This window comes from Rhizobium sp. BK376, from assembly GCF_004341625.1.
GTDB lineage: Bacteria > Pseudomonadota > Alphaproteobacteria > Rhizobiales > Rhizobiaceae > Rhizobium.
This window is the reverse complement of the sequence record NZ_SLZG01000002.1, coordinates 445,864-466,297: the sequence shown is the minus strand read 5'-3', so window position 1 is coordinate 466,297 and position 20,434 is coordinate 445,864. Positions and strand designations below refer to the sequence as shown.

Genomic DNA, 20,434 nt, shown 5'->3' with positions numbered 1-20,434 from the left:
AATAGCTGTTGATTACCACGGCTGGTGCGCGGCGGTCGCAGGAGCGCCGAGGTCGGCGGCCTTGTAAGTGTTAACGCTTGCCGATAATCTCTGACCTGCAAGCCGAGGATTTCTCATGTAGAGCTGAAAGGCTCTCGCCCGTCCGATTTCGGCCCGGATTTGGCTCTACCCGCTGACCGCGGTTTGTTTGAACGATCACTCCAACATATGCCCGGCCCCCATTCTTCCATCTGACACACGCCGGTCGTATTGAACCCAAGAAGACGGACGCTTACTTGTGGCCGACACGTCGGCGCTTCCAAAGCCCTCGCCTCAAGCGAAAGATATACCTTGTCAAATGCTCCAGAGACTGCTCATAGACGTTTCCAGCTGGTTCTGATCAAGCCGTCCCACTATGACGACGATGGGTATGTCATCCGCTGGTGGAGGGCGATGATCCCCTCGAATTCCCTGGCTGCGATCTACGGGATAGCGAAGGATTGCGCGGAGCGGCAGGTTCTTGGCCCCGATGTCGCGATCGATATCACGGTTGTCGACGAGACCAATACTCGCGTGAATACCAAGGCGATCCTTGAGCAGTTCCGCAAGCACGACAATTTCGGCATGATCTTCCTGATTGGCGTGCAGTCGAACCAGTATCCGCGCGCGCTCGATATTGCGCGCCCGTTCCGCAAGGCGGGCCTTCCCGTATCCATGGGCGGTTTCCACATCTCGGGCTGCCTGTCGATGCTCGACGGAACGGCGATCGAACTCGACGCCTGCCGCGAGATGGGCATTTCCATGTTCGCCGGCGAAGCCGAGGGCCGGTTGGACATGGTGCTGCGCGACACCGTCGCCGGTGAATTGAAGCCGCTCTACAATTTCATGAACGACCTTCCGGGCATCGGCGGCACGCCCGTCCCCTTCCTGCCGAAGGATAACATCCAGCACACGCTCGGCCTCAGCACCAGCTTCGATGCCGGCCGCGGCTGCCCCTACCAGTGCTCCTTCTGCACCATCATCAACGTCCAGGGCCGCAAGTCGCGCTTCCGCTCGGCGGACGATGTCGAGCGGCTGGTCCGGATGAACTGGGCACAGGGGATCCATAAGTTCTTCATCACCGACGACAATTTCGCCCGCAACAAGGATTGGGAGGCGATCTTCGATCGCCTCATCGAACTGAAGGAAAGGGATGGCATTCCGCTCGGCCTCATGATCCAGGTCGATACGCTGTGCCACAAGATCCCGAACTTCATCGAGAAGTCCAAGCGCGCCGGCGTCACCCGCGTCTTCATCGGCCTGGAAAACGTCAATCCTGACAATCTGACCGCCGCCAAGAAGAACCAGAACAAGATCACCGAATATCGCAAGATGCTGCTCGCCTGGAAGGCGCAAGGCATCATGACGCTCGCCGGCTACATCCTCGGCTTCCCGGCGGACACGCCGGAATCGATCCGCCGCGATATCAAGATCATCCAGGAAGAACTGCCGCTCGACGTCATCGAGTTCTTCGTGCTGACGCCTCTGCCCGGCTCCGAGGACCATCAGGTGCTCTGGAAGAAGGGCATCGAGATGGACCCCGATCTCAACATCTACGACGTCGAGCACGTCTGCACCGCTCATCCGAAGATGACCAAGCAGGAGTGGGAAGGCATCTATCAGGAGGCCTGGCAGCTTTACTATTCGAAGGAACACATGAAGACGCTGCTGCGTCGCGCGGTAGCCACCGGGATTTCGCTCAGCAGCCTCGTCAAGGTGCTTGTCTCCTTCGCAACGACGGTGCCGCTTGAAAACGTCCACCCGCTGCAGAGCGGCCTGCTGCGCCTCAAGCACCCCTCGGAGCGCCGCCCCGGCCTCAGGCCAGTAAGCCCCCTCCTCTTCTGGCCGAGCTTTGTCGCTGAAACCGTCGTCAAGCATGTGAAGCTCGCCGGCGTGATCGGCAAGCTCGCCATATCGGCCTATTTCATCGCCAAGGACCCGGCCTCCAAGACCTATATGGACAAGGCCCTGACACCAGTTGCCGATGACGACGATGAAAAGCTCTCGCTCTTCACCAAGACGGCAGGCGGCACGGCAGCCGTATCTCACGTCAAGAAGATCGCCGCATTGACCCACGGCAGTTCGGCGGCCTGATCACCGGCCGCTCGGGAGGCTTTGCCGGCCGACAGGCCGCTCCAGGCTAAACGGTATCGGGGCGAATGCGGCCGTTGGCCGCTTCGCGCCCGAACCGCCCCTGTACCACTGGCCGTGCAATCCGTTTACGACGGTTGTTACCGTAACGTACTTGTGTACTCCCACGAGAAAGCGCAGCTTTTCAGTGCGGCCACAACTGGCCTTGCGCTGCCGATCCCTTGTTCCCCTTTCGCCGTATTGGCGGGTCGGAATTCGCTTCGAATAATCAGGCGTAGCTTTGCGAGTTAGCTGTCAATCGATGCAGACGCATGTCTTCTGAGATCAATTTTTCGCGCGATGATCCATCGCAGGGAGGAAGCTGACAATGTTGGAGAAAGCCGATCAATCAAATTCGTTAGGGTACGCGTCTACGGGTTTACAAAAGAAACTCCTGGGGTCGTGCGTTGCTGCGCTGACCTTCCTCGCGCCCCTGGCGCTCCCGGCGAGTGCGCAGCAAGCCCAGCCAAAACCAAACATCCTTCTGATTGTTTCGGATGACACCGGCTATGGCGACCTCGGCCCCTATGGCGGCGGCGAAGGACGGGGAATGCCGACACCGAATATCGACAAGATGGCCGACCAGGGAATGACCTTCTTCGATTTCTACGCCCAGCCCAGTTGCACGCCCGGTCGCGCTGCCATGATAACCGGACGCATTCCGAACCGGAGCGGCATGACGACAGTGGCATTCCAGGGTCAAGGTGGCGGCCTTCCGGCTGCGGAATGGACGCTTGCCTCTGTTCTGAAACTGGGCGGCTATAATACCTATTTCACGGGGAAATGGCATCTTGGCGAGGCGGATTACGCGCTGCCGAATGCCCAGGGCTTCGACGAAATGAAGTATTGCGGTCTCTACCACCTCAATGCCTACACCTACGCCGACCCGACCTGGTTCCCTGATATGGACCCGAAACTGCGGGCCATGTTCCAGCGGGTAACCAAGGGCGCGTTGTCCGGCAAGGCCGGCGAAAAGGCCGTGGAAGAGTTCAAGATCAATGGCCAGTATGTCGATACCCCCACGATAAACGGCGCCGAGGGAGTCGTCGGTATTCCGTTCTTCGACAGCTACGTCGAGAAGGCCGCCCTTGGATTTCTCGATGAAGCAGCCAAATCCGACAAGCCGTTCTTCATCGACGTGAACTTCATGAAGGTGCATCAGCCGAACATGCCGGCACCGGAGTTCGAGCATAAGTCGATGTCGAAGTCGAAATATGCCGACAGCATCGTTGAACTGGATACCAGGATTGGGCGCATCATGGACAAGCTCCATGAAACCGGCCTGGATAGAAACACGCTGGTGTTCTACACGACCGACAACGGCGCCTGGCAGGACGTCTATCCCGACGCCGGCTATACGCCATTCCGTGGCACGAAGGGAACGGTTCGCGAAGGCGGCAATCGCGTTCCCGCCATCGCGGTTTGGCCTGGCAAGATCAAACCCAACTCCAAAAATCATGACATCGTCGGCGGTCTCGATCTGATGGCGACATTTGCTTCGGTTGCAGGCATTGCCCTCCCCGACAAGGACCGCGAGGGCCAGCCGATCATCTTCGATAGCTTCGACATGTCGCCAATCCTTCTGGGAACCGGCAAGTCGGAGCGGACGTCATGGTTCTATTTCACCGAGAATGAACTATCTCCCGGCGCCGCCCGCGTCGGTAATTACAAGGCCGTGTTCAACTTACGTGGTGATGATGGGCAGTCTACCGGCGGCCTGGCGGTCGACAGCAATCTCGGATGGAAAGGCGCGGAAAAGTATGTCGCCACGGTCCCGCAGGTTTTCGACCTCTGGCAGGACCCTCAGGAGCGCTACGACATCTTCATGAACAATTACACCGAGCGCACGTGGACCATGGTGACGATCAGCGATGCCATCAAGCAATTGATGGAGACCTATGTAAAATATCCTCCACGCAAACTTCAAAGCGAGACTTACACCGGTCCGATTGAAATTTCGAGATATCAGCAATTCCAATGGTTGCGAGATGAACTCGGCAAAGAGGGCTTCAATATCCCGATGCCCACTGGCAACTGACACAAGGACGAGCGATGCTGGTCTCCATCGCGAGGCCAACATCGCTCGAAAACGTGCATCCGTTGCTTAACGGCCGAGCCTGCCCATCGTGAAGACTTGGATTCCAACCGAGCCTATCGATCAGGCTGCATTCGACAGCTCAACCGGCCGCTTCCTGCGCTCGGCCAGATGCGCCATTGTCTCGCGCTTCAGGCGCCACAATCCTGTGGCCGTGTTTCCGATCAAAGTTTGCGGAATGTGATAGCTCGCCAGGTCGTTTTTGACATTTCTCGACCAGAACAACTTGTACGCCTCATTGCCCGCGCCAAAATCGACGTTCAGGCCCTTCTCGAATACGATCTTCATCCAAAATTCATCGAGCACGAATCCTGGCGAATATTTCGCGTATTTCGGATCGGAATGGAACGCGGCAATGATCAGATCCATATGCGATAGGCAGTAAGATGCCAGCTTCATCGCAATCGGCACTTTATCGATGACGATCGCATAGATGCGCATCATCTGAATATTGTTGGGATCCGTGATCCACTTGTACATAAAGTTTCGATAGTCTTGGGACGTTATCCAGGGACCGTGTTTACCGACCCTCTCAGACCATATTTTCTTCTGGGCAAACATCCACTCCATGAGCTCGACGGCGTAGGTCGGATCAGCAACCGGATCGACTTCGATAAACTCAAAGGCACCCATTTCGGAAAGCCGTTTCCGCTTCCGATTGAGTTGCTGGCGGGAGTTTGCGCCAATTATCTTGGCATATTCGTCCCAGCTCTTCAGGTCCTGCAGATCCGCAAAGGGTGCGATATCGAGCTCGCTGGCGAAGTTTCGCTTGGAATTGATCAATTGATCAAGATGTGATCCGACCTTCACGAAGGGCATGCGGACGATATCGACTTTGGACAGTCGTTCGATTGCCTGCCATGCCAGCCTGAGATTCTCTTGGTACTCTGATTCAGGATCAACCAGAACGTCCGTGGTTTGCGCAGCATCCGGCCCGAGAGGGCGAACCATCGAGCACGGACCATTGCGATATCTCACCAAGGGAAAGACAAGAACGAGCTTGCCTTTTTCGCGAACGACGACGCAAAAGAGCGAACGACCGGCCGGCTCGGAAATTTCAACCCAGCTGTGATACGCGACTGAATAGCTTTGATAAAATGAGCCTTTGGCTTTCAGCCAAAGCGCGTTCCACTCGCCTTCCAGCTCTGCCATCTGGCTTAGATCGGTAATGACGAGACAGTTTCGATCGGCAGAACCGTTTATATCCAACGCTTTCATCTCTAAATCCATCAATGAACGCAATCGTTTTACGTTTTTCTTCAATTGAACTGTAGGTTTTACCGGCTGATCGGCGAGTAGTAATAAACTGTTTAGAAAATACACCAGAACCTTAAAATATGTAAGCCAAGCTTAATTCCATGGTTAATAATAGTTACAATTATACTATAACTTTAAACGTATTTCCGGAAAATCGGATCAAACAATGGCCTCGCAACTGATTGCGAATGGTCATTCGGCAAGAGTGTTTTCACGCCTCAAAGCAAGTTTAGATTGAAGCAATAAATTGCCTCGCTATTTGGTTTAATTGCAGCAAAATTGGCCATATGCGCAAAGTTTGAGCGGCTTCCTTACGCGCGGCAGCTCGTTGACGTTTGCGCTCAGCAGCCCTGCTCAGAAAATCGCCGCTTTTCGCTCCTCTCCAACGCTCGCAAAATCCTATGTCGAACTGTGCATGCTTCTTGCATTGCAACAGGCGTTGTATTCAAATGCTTAAAAACGGGGAACACACCTTTGGCATTCGATGAAATGATCACGGCGGGTGAAAATCCGCGGGACCCTTACCGGAAATACTTCGAGTGGTATGCCAAGCAGGATCGAGCGCATCTGATTTCCAAGTCCCGTGATGCGGAAAACATCTTCCGCAAGACGGGCATCACCTTCGCGGTCTACGGACACGCCGACAGCTCCGAAAAACTCATTCCGTTCGATCTTATCCCCCGCATCATTTCCGGCCGCGAATGGCGCAAGCTCGCGCAAGGGATCGAGCAGCGCGTGATCGCGCTCAACGCTTTTCTCGACGACATCTATCACAAGCAGGAAATCATTCGCGCCGGCCGCGTGCCGCGTGAGCTGATCGAGAACAATGTCACCTTCCTGCCCGAGATGATCGGCTTCCGCCCGCCGGGCGGCGTCTATACCCATATCGTCGGCACCGACATCGTGCGAACAGGCGAGGACCAGTTCTACGTGCTGGAGGACAACGCCCGCACGCCATCCGGTGTCAGCTATATGCTGGAAAACCGGGAAACCATGATGCAGATGTTCCCGGAACTGTTCCATGAGAACAAGGTGCAGCGCGTCGAGGACTATCCCTATCTGCTGCGCCAGAGCCTCGCATCGCTGGCGCCTCCAGGCTGTACCGGAAAGCCGCGTGTCGCAGTGCTCACCCCCGGCATCTACAATTCCGCCTATTACGAACATTCCTTCCTCGCCGACATGATGGGCGTGGAGCTGGTCGAGGGCTCGGATCTGCGCGTCATCGACGGCAAGGTGAAGATGCGCACGACCCGCGGCTACGAGGCGATCGACGTTCTCTATCGCCGCGTCGATGACGATTTCCTCGATCCCCTCACCTTCCGCCCCGATTCCGCGCTCGGCATCCCGGGCATCATGGACGTCTATCGCGCCGGCAATATCACCATCGCCAATGCCCCCGGCACCGGCATTTCCGACGACAAGGCGATCTATTCCTACATGCCCGAGATCGTCGAATTCTATACCGGCCGCAAACCGCTCCTCGAAAACGTGCCGACCTGGCGCTGCTCGGAACCGCAGAGCCTGACGTACGTGCTCGAAAACCTGGCTGACCTCGTCGTCAAGGAAGTCCACGGTTCCGGCGGCTACGGCATGCTGGTCGGCCCGACGGCCTCCAAGAAGGAGCGCGCCGATTTCGCCGAAAAACTGAAGGAGAAGCCGAACAACTACATCGCCCAGCCGACGCTGTCGCTTTCGACCGTGCCGATCATGGTCAACAAGGGCATTGCCCCGCGGCATGTCGATCTTCGTCCCTATGTGCTCGTTTCCGACAAGGTGCAGATCATTCCCGGCGGGCTGACGCGCGTCGCGCTGAAGGAGGGCTCCCTGGTTGTCAATTCCAGCCAGGGCGGCGGCACCAAGGACACCTGGGTACTGGAGGACTGACGCGCGATGCTGGGAAGAACCGCAAACGGCCTCTACTGGATGTTCCGTTACATCGAGCGTGCCGAAAACATTGCCCGCCTCGTCGATGCCGGCCTGCGCATGGCGCTGACGCGAAGCGATGCCGCCGAGGATGACTGGGATGGCGTGCTGCAAAGCGCCGGCGTGCGCGAGGCCTTCGATGAAGGCCATGGCAAGCTGACGGGCACTGACGCCATCGATTACCTGCTGCGCGACCGCTCCAACCCATCGAGCGTGATGTCCTGCATCGACTATGGCCGCAACAATGCGCGCATGGTGCGCACGGCCCTGACGCGCGAGACCTGGGAAGCGACCAACGAATGCTGGATCGACCTGAAGGCGCTGCTTGAAAAACGGCTGAAGACTGCTGAGATGCCGGAGATAATCGACGCGATCAAGCGCCGCGCCGGTCTCATCCGCGGCGCCTTCCATGGTTCGATGCTGCGTAACGAGCTCTATAACTTCGCCCGCATCGGTACGTTCATCGAGCGCGCCGACAACACGGCCCGCATCCTCGACGTGAAATACTACGTGCTGCTGCCTTCGGTCTCGGCCGTCGGATCGTCGCTGGACAATGTCCAATGGGAATCGATCCTGCGATCCGTCTCCGCCCATCGCTCCTACAGTTGGGCCTATGATGCCGAATACAAGCCCGCAAATATCGCCGATTTCCTGATCCTCAACGGCCAGATGCCGCGCTCGCTTGCCTATTGCTACGAGAAGATCGTCAGCAACCTCGGCTATCTCGCCAGCAACTACGAGGGTGAACGGTTCGCGGCCCATGACACGGCCGACGCAATTCGCGAGACGCTGCGTAAGGGCGCTATCCGCGATATCATGGATCGCGGCCTGCATGAGTTCCTGGAGGATTTCGTCTCGCGCAACAATCAGCTCAGCGTCGAAATCTCCGAAGGCTACCGGTTCTACAGCTAGAGCAATCCGCCCTTCGGGCGGAACGCTCCAGCCATTTGATGTCACGCAATTCCGGACGCAAAACCGCTTCTCACTTTTGCTGGAATTGCTTTAAGCGGGTCAGAATATGAGACTGAAGATTAGTCACGTCACCGAATACCGCTACGAAGAGCCGACGCAATTCTCGTTGCAGCGGCTGCGGCTGACGCCGCTGACCGGCCCCGGGCAAAGGGTCTTGAACTGGTCGCTTAAGGTCGAAGGCGCCCGCACGGAGGTCAACTACCAGGATCAGTTTGGCAATCAGGTCGATCTCGTTTCCTTCGACGGCGAACAGGTCGCGACTCGCATTGTTTCCTCAGGCGAGGTCGAGACGGAAGATCTCAATGGCGTAACCGGGCCACATACAGGCTTCTGTCCACTGTGGCTCTTCCTGCGGGATACTCCACGCACGAAGGCGGGCAAGCTGGTCAAGGAACTTGCCCGGTCCATTTCCGGCGACAGCGAACTGGCCAAGATGCACACGCTCATGGGCGAGATCCATCGACAAGTCGAATACAGGTCGGGTTCCAGCGATACTGACACGACCGCTGAGGAGGCACTGGAGGCCAAGAGCGGTGTCTGTCAGGACCATGCCCATATTTTCATCGCCGCCGCCCGTCATATCGGCCTGCCGGCCCGATACATCTCCGGTTATCTCCTGATGGAAAATGCCGTTGCGCAGACTGCAACCCACGCCTGGGCCGAAGTCCATATTCCGGGCCTCGGTTGGGTGGGCTTCGATCCCGCCAATAATGTCTGTCCCGATGCAGGCTATGTCCGTATTGCCACCGGGCTCTGCTATCGCGATGCCGCACCTGTATCGGGAATGCGGATCGGGACGCCGGGAGAAACCCTGTCGGTCGCGGTCAAGGTTGAGAACCAAAGTCAGACGCAAAGCCAAAGCCAGAGCTGACGCAAATGCACGCGAAGACACGCAATACTTGCGTAAATCTCAAATTTCGCCATCAAATCTAATGTTATCTTAATTTTACTGCTGCACCTTCCCTAGAATGCGGTTTCTGCCTCAAGCGAAGCCGCCATTGCCGAAAACAGCATGACGCAGCTTTCGCTTGATATGCTTGCATCCGACCAAAGATGATCTCGACCGGGGCGTTTGATCTTCTGCTTTCTCGATAGCCGAACGATTATTTTATGAATTTTGGCAGGGTGCCTATGTCTCTTCTTATTGTCGATGATAGCAAATCAAGTCTCGCTGCGCTCAAGGCTGCGGTCAGGGAGTTTTCAGACCGGCCGATCGAGACATTCACCAATCCGCTTGAGGCGCTGACGCGTAGCCGGGAAATCAACTTCGATATCGTGCTGGTCGATTACATGATGCCCGAGATGGACGGCATCGCTTTCATTCGCAAGCTGCGCCAACAGGACTGCTACGAAGGCGTGCCGATCGTGATGATCACCTCCCAGACGGAGCGCGAAATCAAGCTGGAGGCGCTTGAGGCAGGGGCAACCGATTTTCTCAACAAGCCGTTTGATCGCTTGGAACTGAAAGCACGGATCACCAACCTGATTGCGCTGCGTCAGGCACAGCTGGAGCTTGCGGATCGGGCGAAATCGCTCGATAAGGCTTTTCGGCATGCGACCGAACAGGCTGACATGCGCGAACAGGAGATCGTCTGGTGCCTCGCGCGGGCAATGGCGCTTAGGGACGGCAATACCGGCGATCACGTCGAGCGCGTTGCCAACATCGCCCTCTTGATCGCCGAAGGCGTGGGGCTCGATCGCATCCAGCGTCGCAACATCTACCTTTCCGCACCGCTCCACGACATCGGCAAGATCGGTATTTCCGACGCACTGCTGCAGAAGCCCGGAAAACTCGATCCTGATGAAATAGAGCAGATGCGCCGGCATGTGCCCATCGGCATCGATATCCTGCGCGGCAGCTCGGCGGAAGTGGCGCGGGTCGCGACCGCCATCATCGCCGGCCATCACGAAAAATGGGATGGCAACGGCTATCCCCTCGGCCTCGCGCGCGACGAAATCCCCATCGAGGCGCGCATCGTTGCCGTTGCCGACGTGTTCGACGCCCTCTGTTCCGACCGGCCCTACAAGCGGGCCTGGTCGCTGGAGGAAGCCTATAACGAAATCATCGCCTGCAGCGGCTCGCATTTCGACCCCGCCTGCGTGGCCGCCTTCCGCCGCAAGTGGCCGGCGATCAAGGCACTCTTCAGCAACGAAGAATCAAGTCAGCAGGTCGCTTCCATCGCCTAAGGGCGAACGCCTGCAAGCCCCCCCGAACGAGCCCATCGATCTAAAACAAAAAGGCGGAACGAGAGTTCCGCCTTTTCACTGATTCATGTTCTCGGACGGGCCGGTTAGTGGCTGTCCTTGCCAACCGCGTTTCCGCGGCATCCCTTGAGGAAGTCGAGGTCGGCGCCGGTATCGGCCCCTTCGACATGCTGCTGGTGCAGCCAGGCGTAACCCGACTTCGGCAGGTCATGGTTCGGCTGCCATTCGGCAAGGCGCTTCGCCAATTCTTCGTCGGAAATGTCGAGATGCAGGCGACGGTTCGGCACGTCGAGCTCGATCATGTCGCCGTTCCTGACGACAGCGAGCGGGCCGCCGACAGCGGCTTCCGGCGAGGTGTGTAGCACGACGGTGCCATAAGCGGTGCCGGACATGCGGGCGTCGGAGATGCGCACCATGTCGGTGATGCCCTTCTTGAGCACCTTCGGCGGCAGACCCATATTGCCGACTTCGGCCATACCAGGATAGCCCTTCGGACCACAGTTCTTCATGACCATGACACAGGTCTCGTCGATATCGAGATTGTCGTCGTTGATCTTGGCCTTGTAGTCGTCGATGTCCTCGAACACGACCGCCCTGCCCTTATGCACCATCAGATGCGGCGAAGCAGCGGACGGCTTCAGGACGGCGCCCTTCGGCGCGAGATTGCCGCGAACCACGACGATGCCACCCGATTGCGTCAGCGCCTTCTCAGCCGGCAGAATGACGTCTTCGTTCCAGTTGACGACGTCCTTGACTTCGTCCCAGACCGTCTCGCCCGAAACCGTTAGCGCATCCTTGTGCAGCAGGCCGGCTTCGCCGAGGCGCTTCAGCACGACGGGCAGACCGCCGGCATAGAAGAACTCTTCCATCAGATATTTACCCGACGGCATCAGGTTGACGATCGTCGGAACGTCTCGGCCACAGCGGTCCCAATCGTCCAGCGTCAGGTCAATGCCGACGCGGCCTGCCATGGCGAGCAGGTGGATGACGGCATTGGTCGATCCGCCTATCGCCGCATTGGTGCGGATCGCATTCTCGAAAGCCTGCTTCGTCATGATGTCAGATGGCTTCAGATCGTCCTTGACCATCTGCACGATACGGCGACCAGTCAGCTGCGCCATGACCTTGCGGCGGGAATCGACGCCGGGGATCGCGGCATTGCCGGACAGCGCCATGCCGAGCGCTTCAGCCATCGACGCCATCGTCGAGGCGGTGCCCATGGTGTTGCAGGTGCCCGACGAACGGCTCATCGAGGCTTCGGCCTCGAGGAATTCGGCCTGCGTCATCTCGCCAGCCTTCACCATTTCGGAGAACTTCCAAAGATGCGTGCCGGAGCCGACGCGCTCGCCGCGGAAATAGCCGTTCAGCATCGGACCACCCGTGACCACGATCGACGGCAGGTCGCAGGATGCGGCACCCATGATCAGCGACGGCGTGGTCTTGTCGCAGCCGACCATCAGTACGCAGCCATCCATCGGCTGGCCGCGGATCGCTTCTTCGACAGCGAGAGCAGCAAGGTTGCGGTACATCATGGCCGTCGGACGGAAGGTGTTTTCCGACGCCGAGAACACGGGCACCTCGAGCGGGAAGCCGCCGGCCTCCCATACGCCCGCCTTCACCTTCTCGGCGAGTTCGCGCAGATGGCCGTTGCACGGGGTCATGTCCGACCAGGTGTTCAGGATGCCGATCACGGGGCGTCCGTCGAACAGATCGTGCGGATGCCCCTGGTTCTTCAGCCAGCCGCGGTGATAGATCACGTCGCGGCTCGTGCCGCCATACCATTCCTGCGACCGCAGCTTGCGCGGCCATTCTGCTTTCTTGAACATTTGGCTCTTTCCTTGGAAGTCGCCCGGATCGCCTCGTTTTCGATCCGAGCCCTGATGTCTTATGCCAGCGTGTATGCTGTCTTGACCGTTGTGAAGAATTCTGCGGCGTACTTGCCCTGCTCGCGCGAGCCGAAGGACGATCCCTTGCGGCCGCCGAAGGGCACGTGGAAGTCGACGCCCGCTGTCGGCAGGTTGACCATCACCATGCCGGCCTCGGCATTGCGCTTGAAATGCGTCGCGTGCTTCAGGCTTGTCGTCGCAATGCCCGACGAGAGGCCAAACGGCGTGTCGTTGGCGACGGCCAGCGCCTCTTCGTAATCCCTAACGCGAATGACCGATGCGACCGGCCCGAAAATCTCTTCACGGGAAATGCGCATCTGGTTGGTCGCTTCGGTAAAGAGCGTCGGCTGCAGGTAGAAGCCGGGCGTGTCGCGCTTGATCAACTCGCCGCCGAAGGCAAGCTTTGCGCCTTCCTGCTTGCCGATCTCGATATAGTCGGTGTCGGTCTTCAGCTGCTTCTCGTCGACCACGGGGCCGATATGCGTGCCCGGCTTCATCGCGTCGTCGACATTGAGCGTCTTCAGCTTCTCGGTCATGGCAGCGACGAAGCGGTCGTGGATTCCTTCGGTCACGATCAGGCGCGACGATGCCGTGCAGCGCTGGCCGGTCGAGAAGAAGGCCGAATTGGCGGCAGCCTCGACGGCGACGGTAAGGTCGGCATCGTCGAGAATGACCATCGGGTTCTTGCCGCCCATTTCGAGCTGGTACTTGCGGTTATGCTCGACGGACGAAACCGCAACGCGCTTGCCCGTGCCGACAGAGCCGGTAAAGGTGATGCCCGCCAGCTCCGGGCTGTCGAGCATTGCCTGGCCGACGACCGAGCCCTTGCCCATGACGAGGTTCAGCACGCCCTTCGGCAGGCCGGCGCGATGCAGGATATCGACGATCGCCCAGGAACAGCCGGGCACGAGATCGGCCGGCTTGAAGACGACGGTGTTGCCGTAGCAGAGCGCCGGCGCGATCTTCCAGGTCGGGATGGCGATCGGGAAGTTCCAGGGGGTGATGATGCCGATGACGCCGATCGGCTCGCGGGTGATCTCGACGCCGATATTGGGACGCACGGAGGGAAGCACTTCGCCCGCAAGGCGCAGCGCCTCGCCGGCAAAGAATTCGAAGATCTGCGCGGCGCGGATCGTCTCGCCGATCGCTTCCGGCAGGGTCTTGCCCTCTTCGCGGGCAAGCAGCGCGCCAAGCTCGTCCTTGCGCGCCATGATCTCGTCGCCCGCCTTCTTCAGGATGACATGGCGTTCCCAGATGCCCGAGCGCGACCAGGCCGGGAAAGCAGCCTTGGCAGCCGCGATCGCGTTGGCCACATCCTTGGCATCGGCGCTCGCATAAAGCCCGACCACTTCATTCGTATTCGACGGGTTGATGTTCTCCGCGCCGTTCGAACCGGTCCACTCGCCGGCAATCAGGTTCTGATGAATGGTCATAGGCTTCAAGGCCTCCTCTTGTTCATTCAAAGAAACATCCGGCCACCTCCTCGCGGCCGGACTTCTGGCATCAGAGCTGGCGGACCGCCACGTCTTCTTCCGCAGCAACAGCCAGCGGATTGCGCAACGGCAGGCCGAATTCGGCCACTTCGATCTCGAACACGTCGCCCGCTTCCGGCTTGATGCCTTCAGCGAAGGAGAGCGTTGCCGTGCCAAACATGTGAACATGGACGTCGCCGGGAACGCGGAAGAGACCGTATTTGAAGTGGTGGTATTCGAGGTTGGCGAACGTGTGCGACATGTTCGCCTCGCCCGACAGGAAGGGCTTTTCGAAGATCACCTTGTCGCCGCGCTTGATCCGCGACGTGCCGCGGATGTCTTCCGGCGCCACGCCGATACGGATTTCCGGGCCGAAGCTTGCCGGACGCAGCTTGGAATGGGCGAGATAGAGATAGTTGATCCGTTCGGTCACGTGATCGGAGAACTCGTTCGACAGCGCAAAGCCGATGCGGAACGGCGTGCCGTCCTTGGCGATGACATAGATGCCGGCCATCTCGGGCTCTTCGCCGCCATCAAGCGCGAAAGAGGGCGAGACGAGCGCTGCACCCGGTGCGGCTGCGCCATAGCCGTTGCCCTTGTAGAACCACTCGGGCTGAACGCCCTTTTGGCCAACGGCCGGCTTGCCGCCCTCGATGCCCATCTTGAACATCTTCATGGAGTCCGTCAGCGTCTCTTCGGCCGCTTCCGTCGTCTTCTTGTGCATGGAGTCGCGGGTCGCAGCAGAGCCGAGATGCGTCAGGCCCGTACCGGTCAAATGCAGGTGCGCGGCATCCGGATGCGTGATCGGCGGCAGAAAACGTCCGGCGGCATAGGCCTTGTCGAGATCGATCGCCTCGCCGAGACCATGCGCCTCGATGACCGATACCAGCGACTTGCCGCTATCGGCGGCTTCCATTGCGAGCGCGTAGACACTGGCGGCTTTATTGACGGCCTTGGCGGCCTTGCCGGCTTCGTCGCGTACCGCAACGATGATCTCGCCGTTCGAGCCCTTGATCTGGGAAATGAGCATGGCTTTCTTCCTTTATGTAAGGCGCCATACGGGGGCTAAGCTCCGCAACTCCGGCCCCGATGGGGCCGGATTGGTCATGCGCCTGAATGCAAAATCCGGTGGGTGATCGCTAGATGCGATCAACCCTTGTTCTTGTTGTAGACGTCGAAGAACACGGCGGCCAAGAGCACGAGGCCCTTGACCATCTGCTGGAAGTCGATGCCAAGGCCGACGATCGACATGCCGTTGTTCATGACGCCCATGATGAACGCGCCGATGACCGCTCCGGTGATCTTGCCGACGCCGCCCGAAGCCGAGGCGCCGCCGATGAAGCAGGCCGCGATGACGTCAAGCTCGTTGCCGACGCCGGCCTTCGGGGTGGCCGAGTTGAGGCGGGCCGCGACGATCATGCCGGCGAGACCGGCAAGGACGCCCATGTTGACGAAGGTGTAGAAGCTGAGGCGCTCGATGTTGATACCCGACAGCTTCGTCGCCTTGGCGTTGCCGCCCATCGCATAGATGCGGCGGCCGATCGTCGTACGGCGGGTGATGAAGGCATAGAAGCCGATGAGAACGAGCATGACGACCAGAACGTTCGGCAGCCCCTTGTAGGTCGAGAGCTGGAACGCCAGGAAGACGATGACGAACGCCATGATGGCGTTCTGCACAACGAAGAAGCTCGCAGGCTCGACATCCGAGCCATGCGCCATCTTCGTCGCACGGCGGCGAGCAGCGCTGTAGACCAATGCAGCTGCACCGATGATGCCGAGGACGAGCGCGGCAATGTTGTTGATCGTCCACGTCGCGGTCACGAGCTGGACGTCGATCGGCGCCGCCGTCATCTTATCGAAGTCGAACAGGAATGAGTTGATCTGGAGCCACGGACCGCTGAACGACCAAGGGCCAAGGAAGGACAGGAAGTCGGGGATGAAGCCGGTGCTGAGTACCTGGAAGTCCGGCGGGAACGGACCGATGTTCTTGCCACCGAGGACGAAGAGCGTCAGACCGCGGAAGACCAGCATGCCGGCAAGCGTCACGATGAACGACGGAATGCGGTGATAGGCGATCCAGTAGCCCTGGGCCGCGCCGATTATGCCGCCGATGATGAGACACAGAATGCCGGCCACGACATAGTTCATATGCCAGCTGACCGTCATGATGGCCGACACCCCGCCGACGAAGGCGACGATCGATCCGACCGAAAGGTCGATATGACCTGCCACGATGACGAGCAGCATGCCGAGTGCCATGATGACGATGAACGAGTTCTGCAGCACGAGGTTGGTCAGATTGACCGGCTTGAAGAGAATGCCGCCCGTATAGATCTGGAAAAAGACCATGATCGCAACGAGAGCGATCAACATGCCGTATTCGCGAATATTGCCGCGAATAAAGTCAAAAACGGAAACGACGTTGCCTTCCTCGGTGACGGGTTGGTTGATCGGCGTCATTACTTCTTCTCCCCTGAGCGCATGATAGCGCGCATGATGGTTTCCTGGCTCGCCTGCTCTTTCGGCAGCTCTGCAACGATACGCCCTTCATTCATGACGTAAATACGATCGCATGTGCCCAGCAGTTCGGGCATTTCCGATGAGATCATCAGAACGCCCTTTCCGTCGGCGGCAAGCTGGTTGATGATGGAATAGATTTCGTATTTCGCGCCGACATCAATGCCGCGCGTGGGTTCGTCGAGGATCAGCAGATCCGGATTGGAGAACAGCCACTTGGACAGAACCACCTTCTGCTGGTTGCCACCCGAGAGGTTCACCGCCTCCTGGAAGATGCCCGAGCTGCGGATGCGCAGCTTGGAGCGATAGTCGGTCGCGACGCGCGCTTCCTCGAAACTGTCGATCACGGTCGCCCGCGAGACGCCCTGCAGATTGGCGAGGGTCGTGTTATGGACGATGTTATCGTTGAGCACGAGGCCGAGCACCTTGCGGTCTTCCGTCACATAGGCGAGACCGGCGTCGATCGCCCTGCGCACCGTACTGACATCGACCGCCTTGCCGTCCATCAGGACTTCGCCGCTGATCTTGTGGCCGTAGGACCGACCGAAGACGCTCATGGCGAACTCGGTACGCCCGGCGCCCATCAGGCCGGCAATGCCGACGACTTCGCCCTTGCGGACGTTGATGTTGATGTCGTGCAGGACCTGGCGATCGCGGTGCTGCTGGTGGAAGGCGTTCCAGTTCTTGACCTCGAGGATCGTCTCGCCGATCGGCACGGAGCGCGGCGGATAACGATCGGCCAGTTCGCGGCCCACCATGTTCTTGATGATGATGTCTTCGCTGATTTCCTGGGTGTGACAGTCGAGCGTGTCGACCGTCATGCCGTCGCGCAGCACCGTGATATGGTCGGCAACCTTGCGCACTTCGTTCAGCTTGTGGGTGATGATGATCGAGGTCAGGCCCTGGTTGCGGAACTCCATCAGGAGGTTGAGCAACGCGTCGGAATCCTTCTCGTTGAGCGAGGCGGTCGGCTCATCGAGGATCAGCAGCTTGACGCTCTTGGAGAAGGCCTTGGCGATTTCCACCAGCTGCTGCTTGCCGACGCCAATGTCGGTCACGAGCGTTTCCGGGGATTCCTTGAGCCCGACCTTGGTCAGGAGCTCCTTCGCCTTGGCAAAAGCCTCGTCCCAGCGGATGATCCCGTTGGAGGCGACCTCGTTGCCGAGAAAGATATTTTCAGCGATCGAAAGCTGCGGAACGAGCGCCAGCTCCTGATGAATGATGACGATGCCGATTTCTTCACTGTCCTTCAGGACCTTGAAGTTGCGGACGTCACCTTCATAGACGATGTCGCCTTCGTAGCTTCCTGCCGGATAAACGCCGGAGAGGACTTTCATCAGCGTCGATTTACCGGCGCCGTTCTCGCCCACCAACGCATGAATTTCACCCTTCTGAACCTTGAGGTTCACGTTCGAGAGCGCCTTCACGCCCGGGAACGTCTTGGTGATATTCCGCATTTCCAGGATTATATTTTCCATAGTCGAAAACCCAACGCCGACGACCGAAACGAGACCCGGCGATCATAAAATAATAACCGGAACCCGCCAATGGCGGGTCCCGGCGACGCGATTTAAATTACTTCAGCTGGTCGGCCTTGTAGTAGCCGCTGTCGATAAGAACCTTGGAATAGTTGTCCTTGGTTACAACGACCGGCTTCAGCAGGTAGGACGGAACAACCTTGACACCGTTGTCGTAGGTCTTGGTGTCGTTGACTTCAGGCGTGCCGCCCGTCATCAGCGCGTTGACCATGCCAACGGTTACCTTCGCGAGATCGCGGGTATCCTTGAAGATCGAGGAATACTGTTCGCCGGCAATGATCGACTTGATCGACGGGATTTCCGAGTCCTGACCGGAAACGATCGGGAGCTTCAGGTTGCCGGAGCCATAGCCAACGCCCTTGAGCGAGGAGATGATGCCGATCGACAGGCCGTCGTAAGGCGACAGAACGGCGTCAACATGAGCGTCCGTGTAGTAAGCGGAGAGAAGGTTGTCCATGCGAGCCTGGGCCGTTGCCGGGTCCCAACGCAGCGTACCGACCTTGTCCATGCCCATCTGGCCCGACTTTACGACCAGCTTGCCGCTGTCGATGTAGGGCTGCAGAACCGACATAGCGCCGTCATAGAAGAAGAAGGCGTTGTTGTCGTCCGGCGAACCGCCGAAGAGTTCGATGTTGAACGGGCCCTTGCCGTCCTTGAGGCCGAGGCCGTCGACGATCGTACCAGCCTGGAGAACGCCAACCTGGAAGTTGTCGAACGTGGCGTAGTAGTCGACGTTGCCGGAGTCGCGGATCAGGCGGTCGTAAGCGATAACCTTGATGCCAGCGTCATGAGCCTTCTGGAGAACGTCCGAAAGCGTCGTGCCGTCGATAGCAGCAATAACGAGAACCTTGGCACCCTTGGTGACCATGTTTTCGATCTGCGACAGCTGGTTCGGAATGTCGTCGTCGCCATACTGCAGGTCGGTGCTGTAACCAGCTGCCTGAAGCTGCTTGACGATGTTGTTGCCGTCATCGATCCAGCGAGCCGAAGACTTCGTCGGCATGGCGATACCAACGGTCCCCTTGTCTGCGGCCAAGGCCGGAGCCACGAAAGAAGCGACGCCAAGAGCGGCGGCCGCCATCAACGAGATAATGGATTTCATCTCTCTCTCCCTCTGTTAAATAAATCGGCGGGCAATGCCCGCCACGAAACTGTGGCAGGTTCCGTAGAATGGATGTTACTTCTAATTGTGAGAAACGAAGTACGTCTCCTCCACGATCTCACGCATGTTGAGCGGCTGACCCAGCGCACGAGGGGCAAACTCGTATGGATTCGTATAACTGTCAAATAGAATAGATGGCGTCTCATATATCATCTTTGGTATAACGTTAAAAAATAGTACTTTTTGCCATCAGGAGGCTGATTTTTACAACTATGGAGAAAATTCTTTACGATTATTCCCGTGATGGTACAGAAATTCACACAGATAATTTTCGCGACGACTCGCTTTTGCGAGCCGGTTTGAAGCTGAATCACCTGCGTATGATCGTCACTATCGAAGATCATGGGCAGATTTCGGCCGCTGCGGAGGCTCTGAACATCTCCCAGCCCGCCGCTTCGCGGATGTTATCGGAAATGGAATCGATTGTGAAAATTCCCCTCTACGAGAGGGTCGCAAGAGGCGTCGTCTTGACCTCTTTTGGGTCTGCTCTTGCCAAACGGGCACGCAAGATCCTGCTGGAGCTGCGCGAGGCTTCCCGTGAGATCGGTGAGCTTAGAACCGGCAAGGGCGGGTCGGTCTATATCGGCGCCGTCACCGCCCCGGCGATGAGCCTCGTCGTCCCCGCGATCCAGCGCGTGACGCAGGCCTATCCGGGCATCGAGATCAACATACAGGTCGAGACGAGCAATGTGCTTGCCCGCGAATTGCTCGCCGCCCGCCATGACTTCATCATCGGCCGCATTCCAGATGAGCTCAATCCGCGGCTGTTCGCGGCCCATGAAATCGGCATCGAAAAGGCCTGCCTGATCGTCCGCAACGGCCATCCCCTCCTGAAGAAGGGTGTTGCAAGCCTGCAGGACCTGTCCGGCCATGACTGGGTCTTCCAGCCGCCGGGCACGCTGCTGCGGCGGAAGCTCGAGGACATATTCATCACAGCTGGCGTGCCGCTGCCTGAGAATACGGTCAACACCTCGTCCCTGCTCCTGACGCTTGCGGTCGTCTGCAAGACGGACGCCATCGCTCCCATCGCGCTTGATATGGCGCAGTTCATCTGTGGCCAAAGTTCTCAGGCGGGTGAGGCCTGCATCCTGCCGATCGACTTCGATATCGACGTGAAGCCCTTCAGCTTGATCACTGCCCGCGAACGGGCGATGCCGCCAAGCGCTCGCCTGCTGCACGACATGATTCTTGAGGACAGCCGCACCTTGATAATGACCTGACCAGCCCGGGACCATCTTCGCGATGCATGCTTGTGCACC

Annotated in this window: 14 protein-coding genes; 7 read left to right on the top strand and 7 right to left on the bottom strand. The window is 58.5% G+C overall.

Annotated features, from left to right (window positions below):
• Nucleotides 1-330: 330 nt before the first annotated feature.
• Together EV561_RS06795 and EV561_RS06790 are read left to right on the top strand one after the other, a co-directional pair.
• On the top strand, nucleotides 331-2,112 hold the full coding sequence (locus tag EV561_RS06795; RefSeq protein WP_132518960.1) for a radical SAM protein: 1,782 nt from the start codon (nucleotides 331-333) through the stop codon (nucleotides 2,110-2,112).
• 364 nt (nucleotides 2,113-2,476) lie between these two features.
• The gene (locus EV561_RS06790) at nucleotides 2,477-4,186 is read left to right on the top strand and encodes an arylsulfatase (RefSeq protein WP_132518957.1); all 1,710 of its coding nucleotides are present in this window, start codon (nucleotides 2,477-2,479) and stop codon (nucleotides 4,184-4,186) included.
• A gap of 120 nt (nucleotides 4,187-4,306) precedes the next feature.
• Here the strand turns inward: EV561_RS06790 and EV561_RS06785 are convergent, their stop codons facing one another.
• On the bottom strand, nucleotides 4,307-5,566 hold the full coding sequence (locus EV561_RS06785) for a GNAT family N-acetyltransferase (RefSeq protein WP_132518954.1): 1,260 nt from the start codon (nucleotides 5,564-5,566) through the stop codon (nucleotides 4,307-4,309).
• A gap of 408 nt (nucleotides 5,567-5,974) precedes the next feature.
• Here EV561_RS06785 and EV561_RS06780 point away from each other — a divergent pair, with 408 nt between their 5' ends.
• From EV561_RS06780 to EV561_RS06765, 4 genes are all read left to right on the top strand, one after another.
• Nucleotides 5,975-7,384, top strand: a complete 1,410-nt coding sequence (locus EV561_RS06780) for a circularly permuted type 2 ATP-grasp protein (protein WP_132518951.1) — start codon at nucleotides 5,975-5,977, stop codon at nucleotides 7,382-7,384.
• Between the two features lie 6 nt (nucleotides 7,385-7,390).
• Nucleotides 7,391-8,335 (top strand): alpha-E domain-containing protein, encoded by a 945-nt coding sequence (locus EV561_RS06775; RefSeq protein ID WP_132518948.1) that lies wholly within the window; start codon nucleotides 7,391-7,393, stop codon nucleotides 8,333-8,335.
• Nucleotides 8,336-8,441: 106 nt separating this feature from the next.
• Nucleotides 8,442-9,266 carry a transglutaminase family protein gene (locus EV561_RS06770; protein WP_132518946.1) on the top strand — a complete coding sequence of 275 codons (825 nt, stop codon included), beginning with the start codon at nucleotides 8,442-8,444 and terminating at the stop codon, nucleotides 9,264-9,266.
• Between the two features lie 260 nt (nucleotides 9,267-9,526).
• A complete protein-coding gene (locus EV561_RS06765; RefSeq protein ID WP_132518944.1) occupies nucleotides 9,527-10,582 on the top strand; it encodes an HD domain-containing phosphohydrolase in 1,056 nt (351 codons plus the stop codon).
• Between the two features lie 104 nt (nucleotides 10,583-10,686).
• Here EV561_RS06765 and araD read toward each other — a convergent pair whose 3' ends face one another.
• From araD to chvE, 6 genes are all read right to left on the bottom strand, one after another.
• Nucleotides 10,687-12,426, bottom strand: a complete 1,740-nt coding sequence (gene araD / locus EV561_RS06760) for an L-arabinonate dehydratase (RefSeq protein ID WP_132518942.1) — start codon at nucleotides 12,424-12,426, stop codon at nucleotides 10,687-10,689.
• 59 nt (nucleotides 12,427-12,485) lie between these two features.
• On the bottom strand, nucleotides 12,486-13,919 hold the full coding sequence (locus EV561_RS06755) for an aldehyde dehydrogenase family protein (protein WP_132518940.1): 1,434 nt from the start codon (nucleotides 13,917-13,919) through the stop codon (nucleotides 12,486-12,488).
• Between the two features lie 70 nt (nucleotides 13,920-13,989).
• Nucleotides 13,990-14,988 carry an AraD1 family protein gene (gene araD1 / locus EV561_RS06750; protein ID WP_132518938.1) on the bottom strand — a complete coding sequence of 333 codons (999 nt, stop codon included), beginning with the start codon at nucleotides 14,986-14,988 and terminating at the stop codon, nucleotides 13,990-13,992.
• A 119-nt stretch (nucleotides 14,989-15,107) separates the two neighbouring features.
• A complete protein-coding gene (mmsB, locus tag EV561_RS06745) occupies nucleotides 15,108-16,418 on the bottom strand; it encodes a multiple monosaccharide ABC transporter permease (RefSeq protein WP_132518936.1) in 1,311 nt (436 codons plus the stop codon).
• A complete protein-coding gene (mmsA, locus tag EV561_RS06740; protein WP_132518934.1) occupies nucleotides 16,418-17,953 on the bottom strand; it encodes a multiple monosaccharide ABC transporter ATP-binding protein in 1,536 nt (511 codons plus the stop codon). Before mmsA ends, mmsB begins: the two co-directional genes overlap by 1 nt.
• A 97-nt stretch (nucleotides 17,954-18,050) precedes the next feature.
• Nucleotides 18,051-19,115, bottom strand: coding sequence for a multiple monosaccharide ABC transporter substrate-binding protein (chvE, locus tag EV561_RS06735; protein WP_132518932.1), 1,065 nt, complete (start codon nucleotides 19,113-19,115; stop codon nucleotides 18,051-18,053).
• A 272-nt stretch (nucleotides 19,116-19,387) separates the two neighbouring features.
• Between chvE and EV561_RS06730 the strand changes: the two genes are divergently transcribed.
• Nucleotides 19,388-20,395, top strand: a complete 1,008-nt coding sequence (locus tag EV561_RS06730; RefSeq protein WP_132518930.1) for a LysR family transcriptional regulator — start codon at nucleotides 19,388-19,390, stop codon at nucleotides 20,393-20,395.
• The last annotated feature ends 39 nt before the right edge of the window (nucleotides 20,396-20,434 follow it).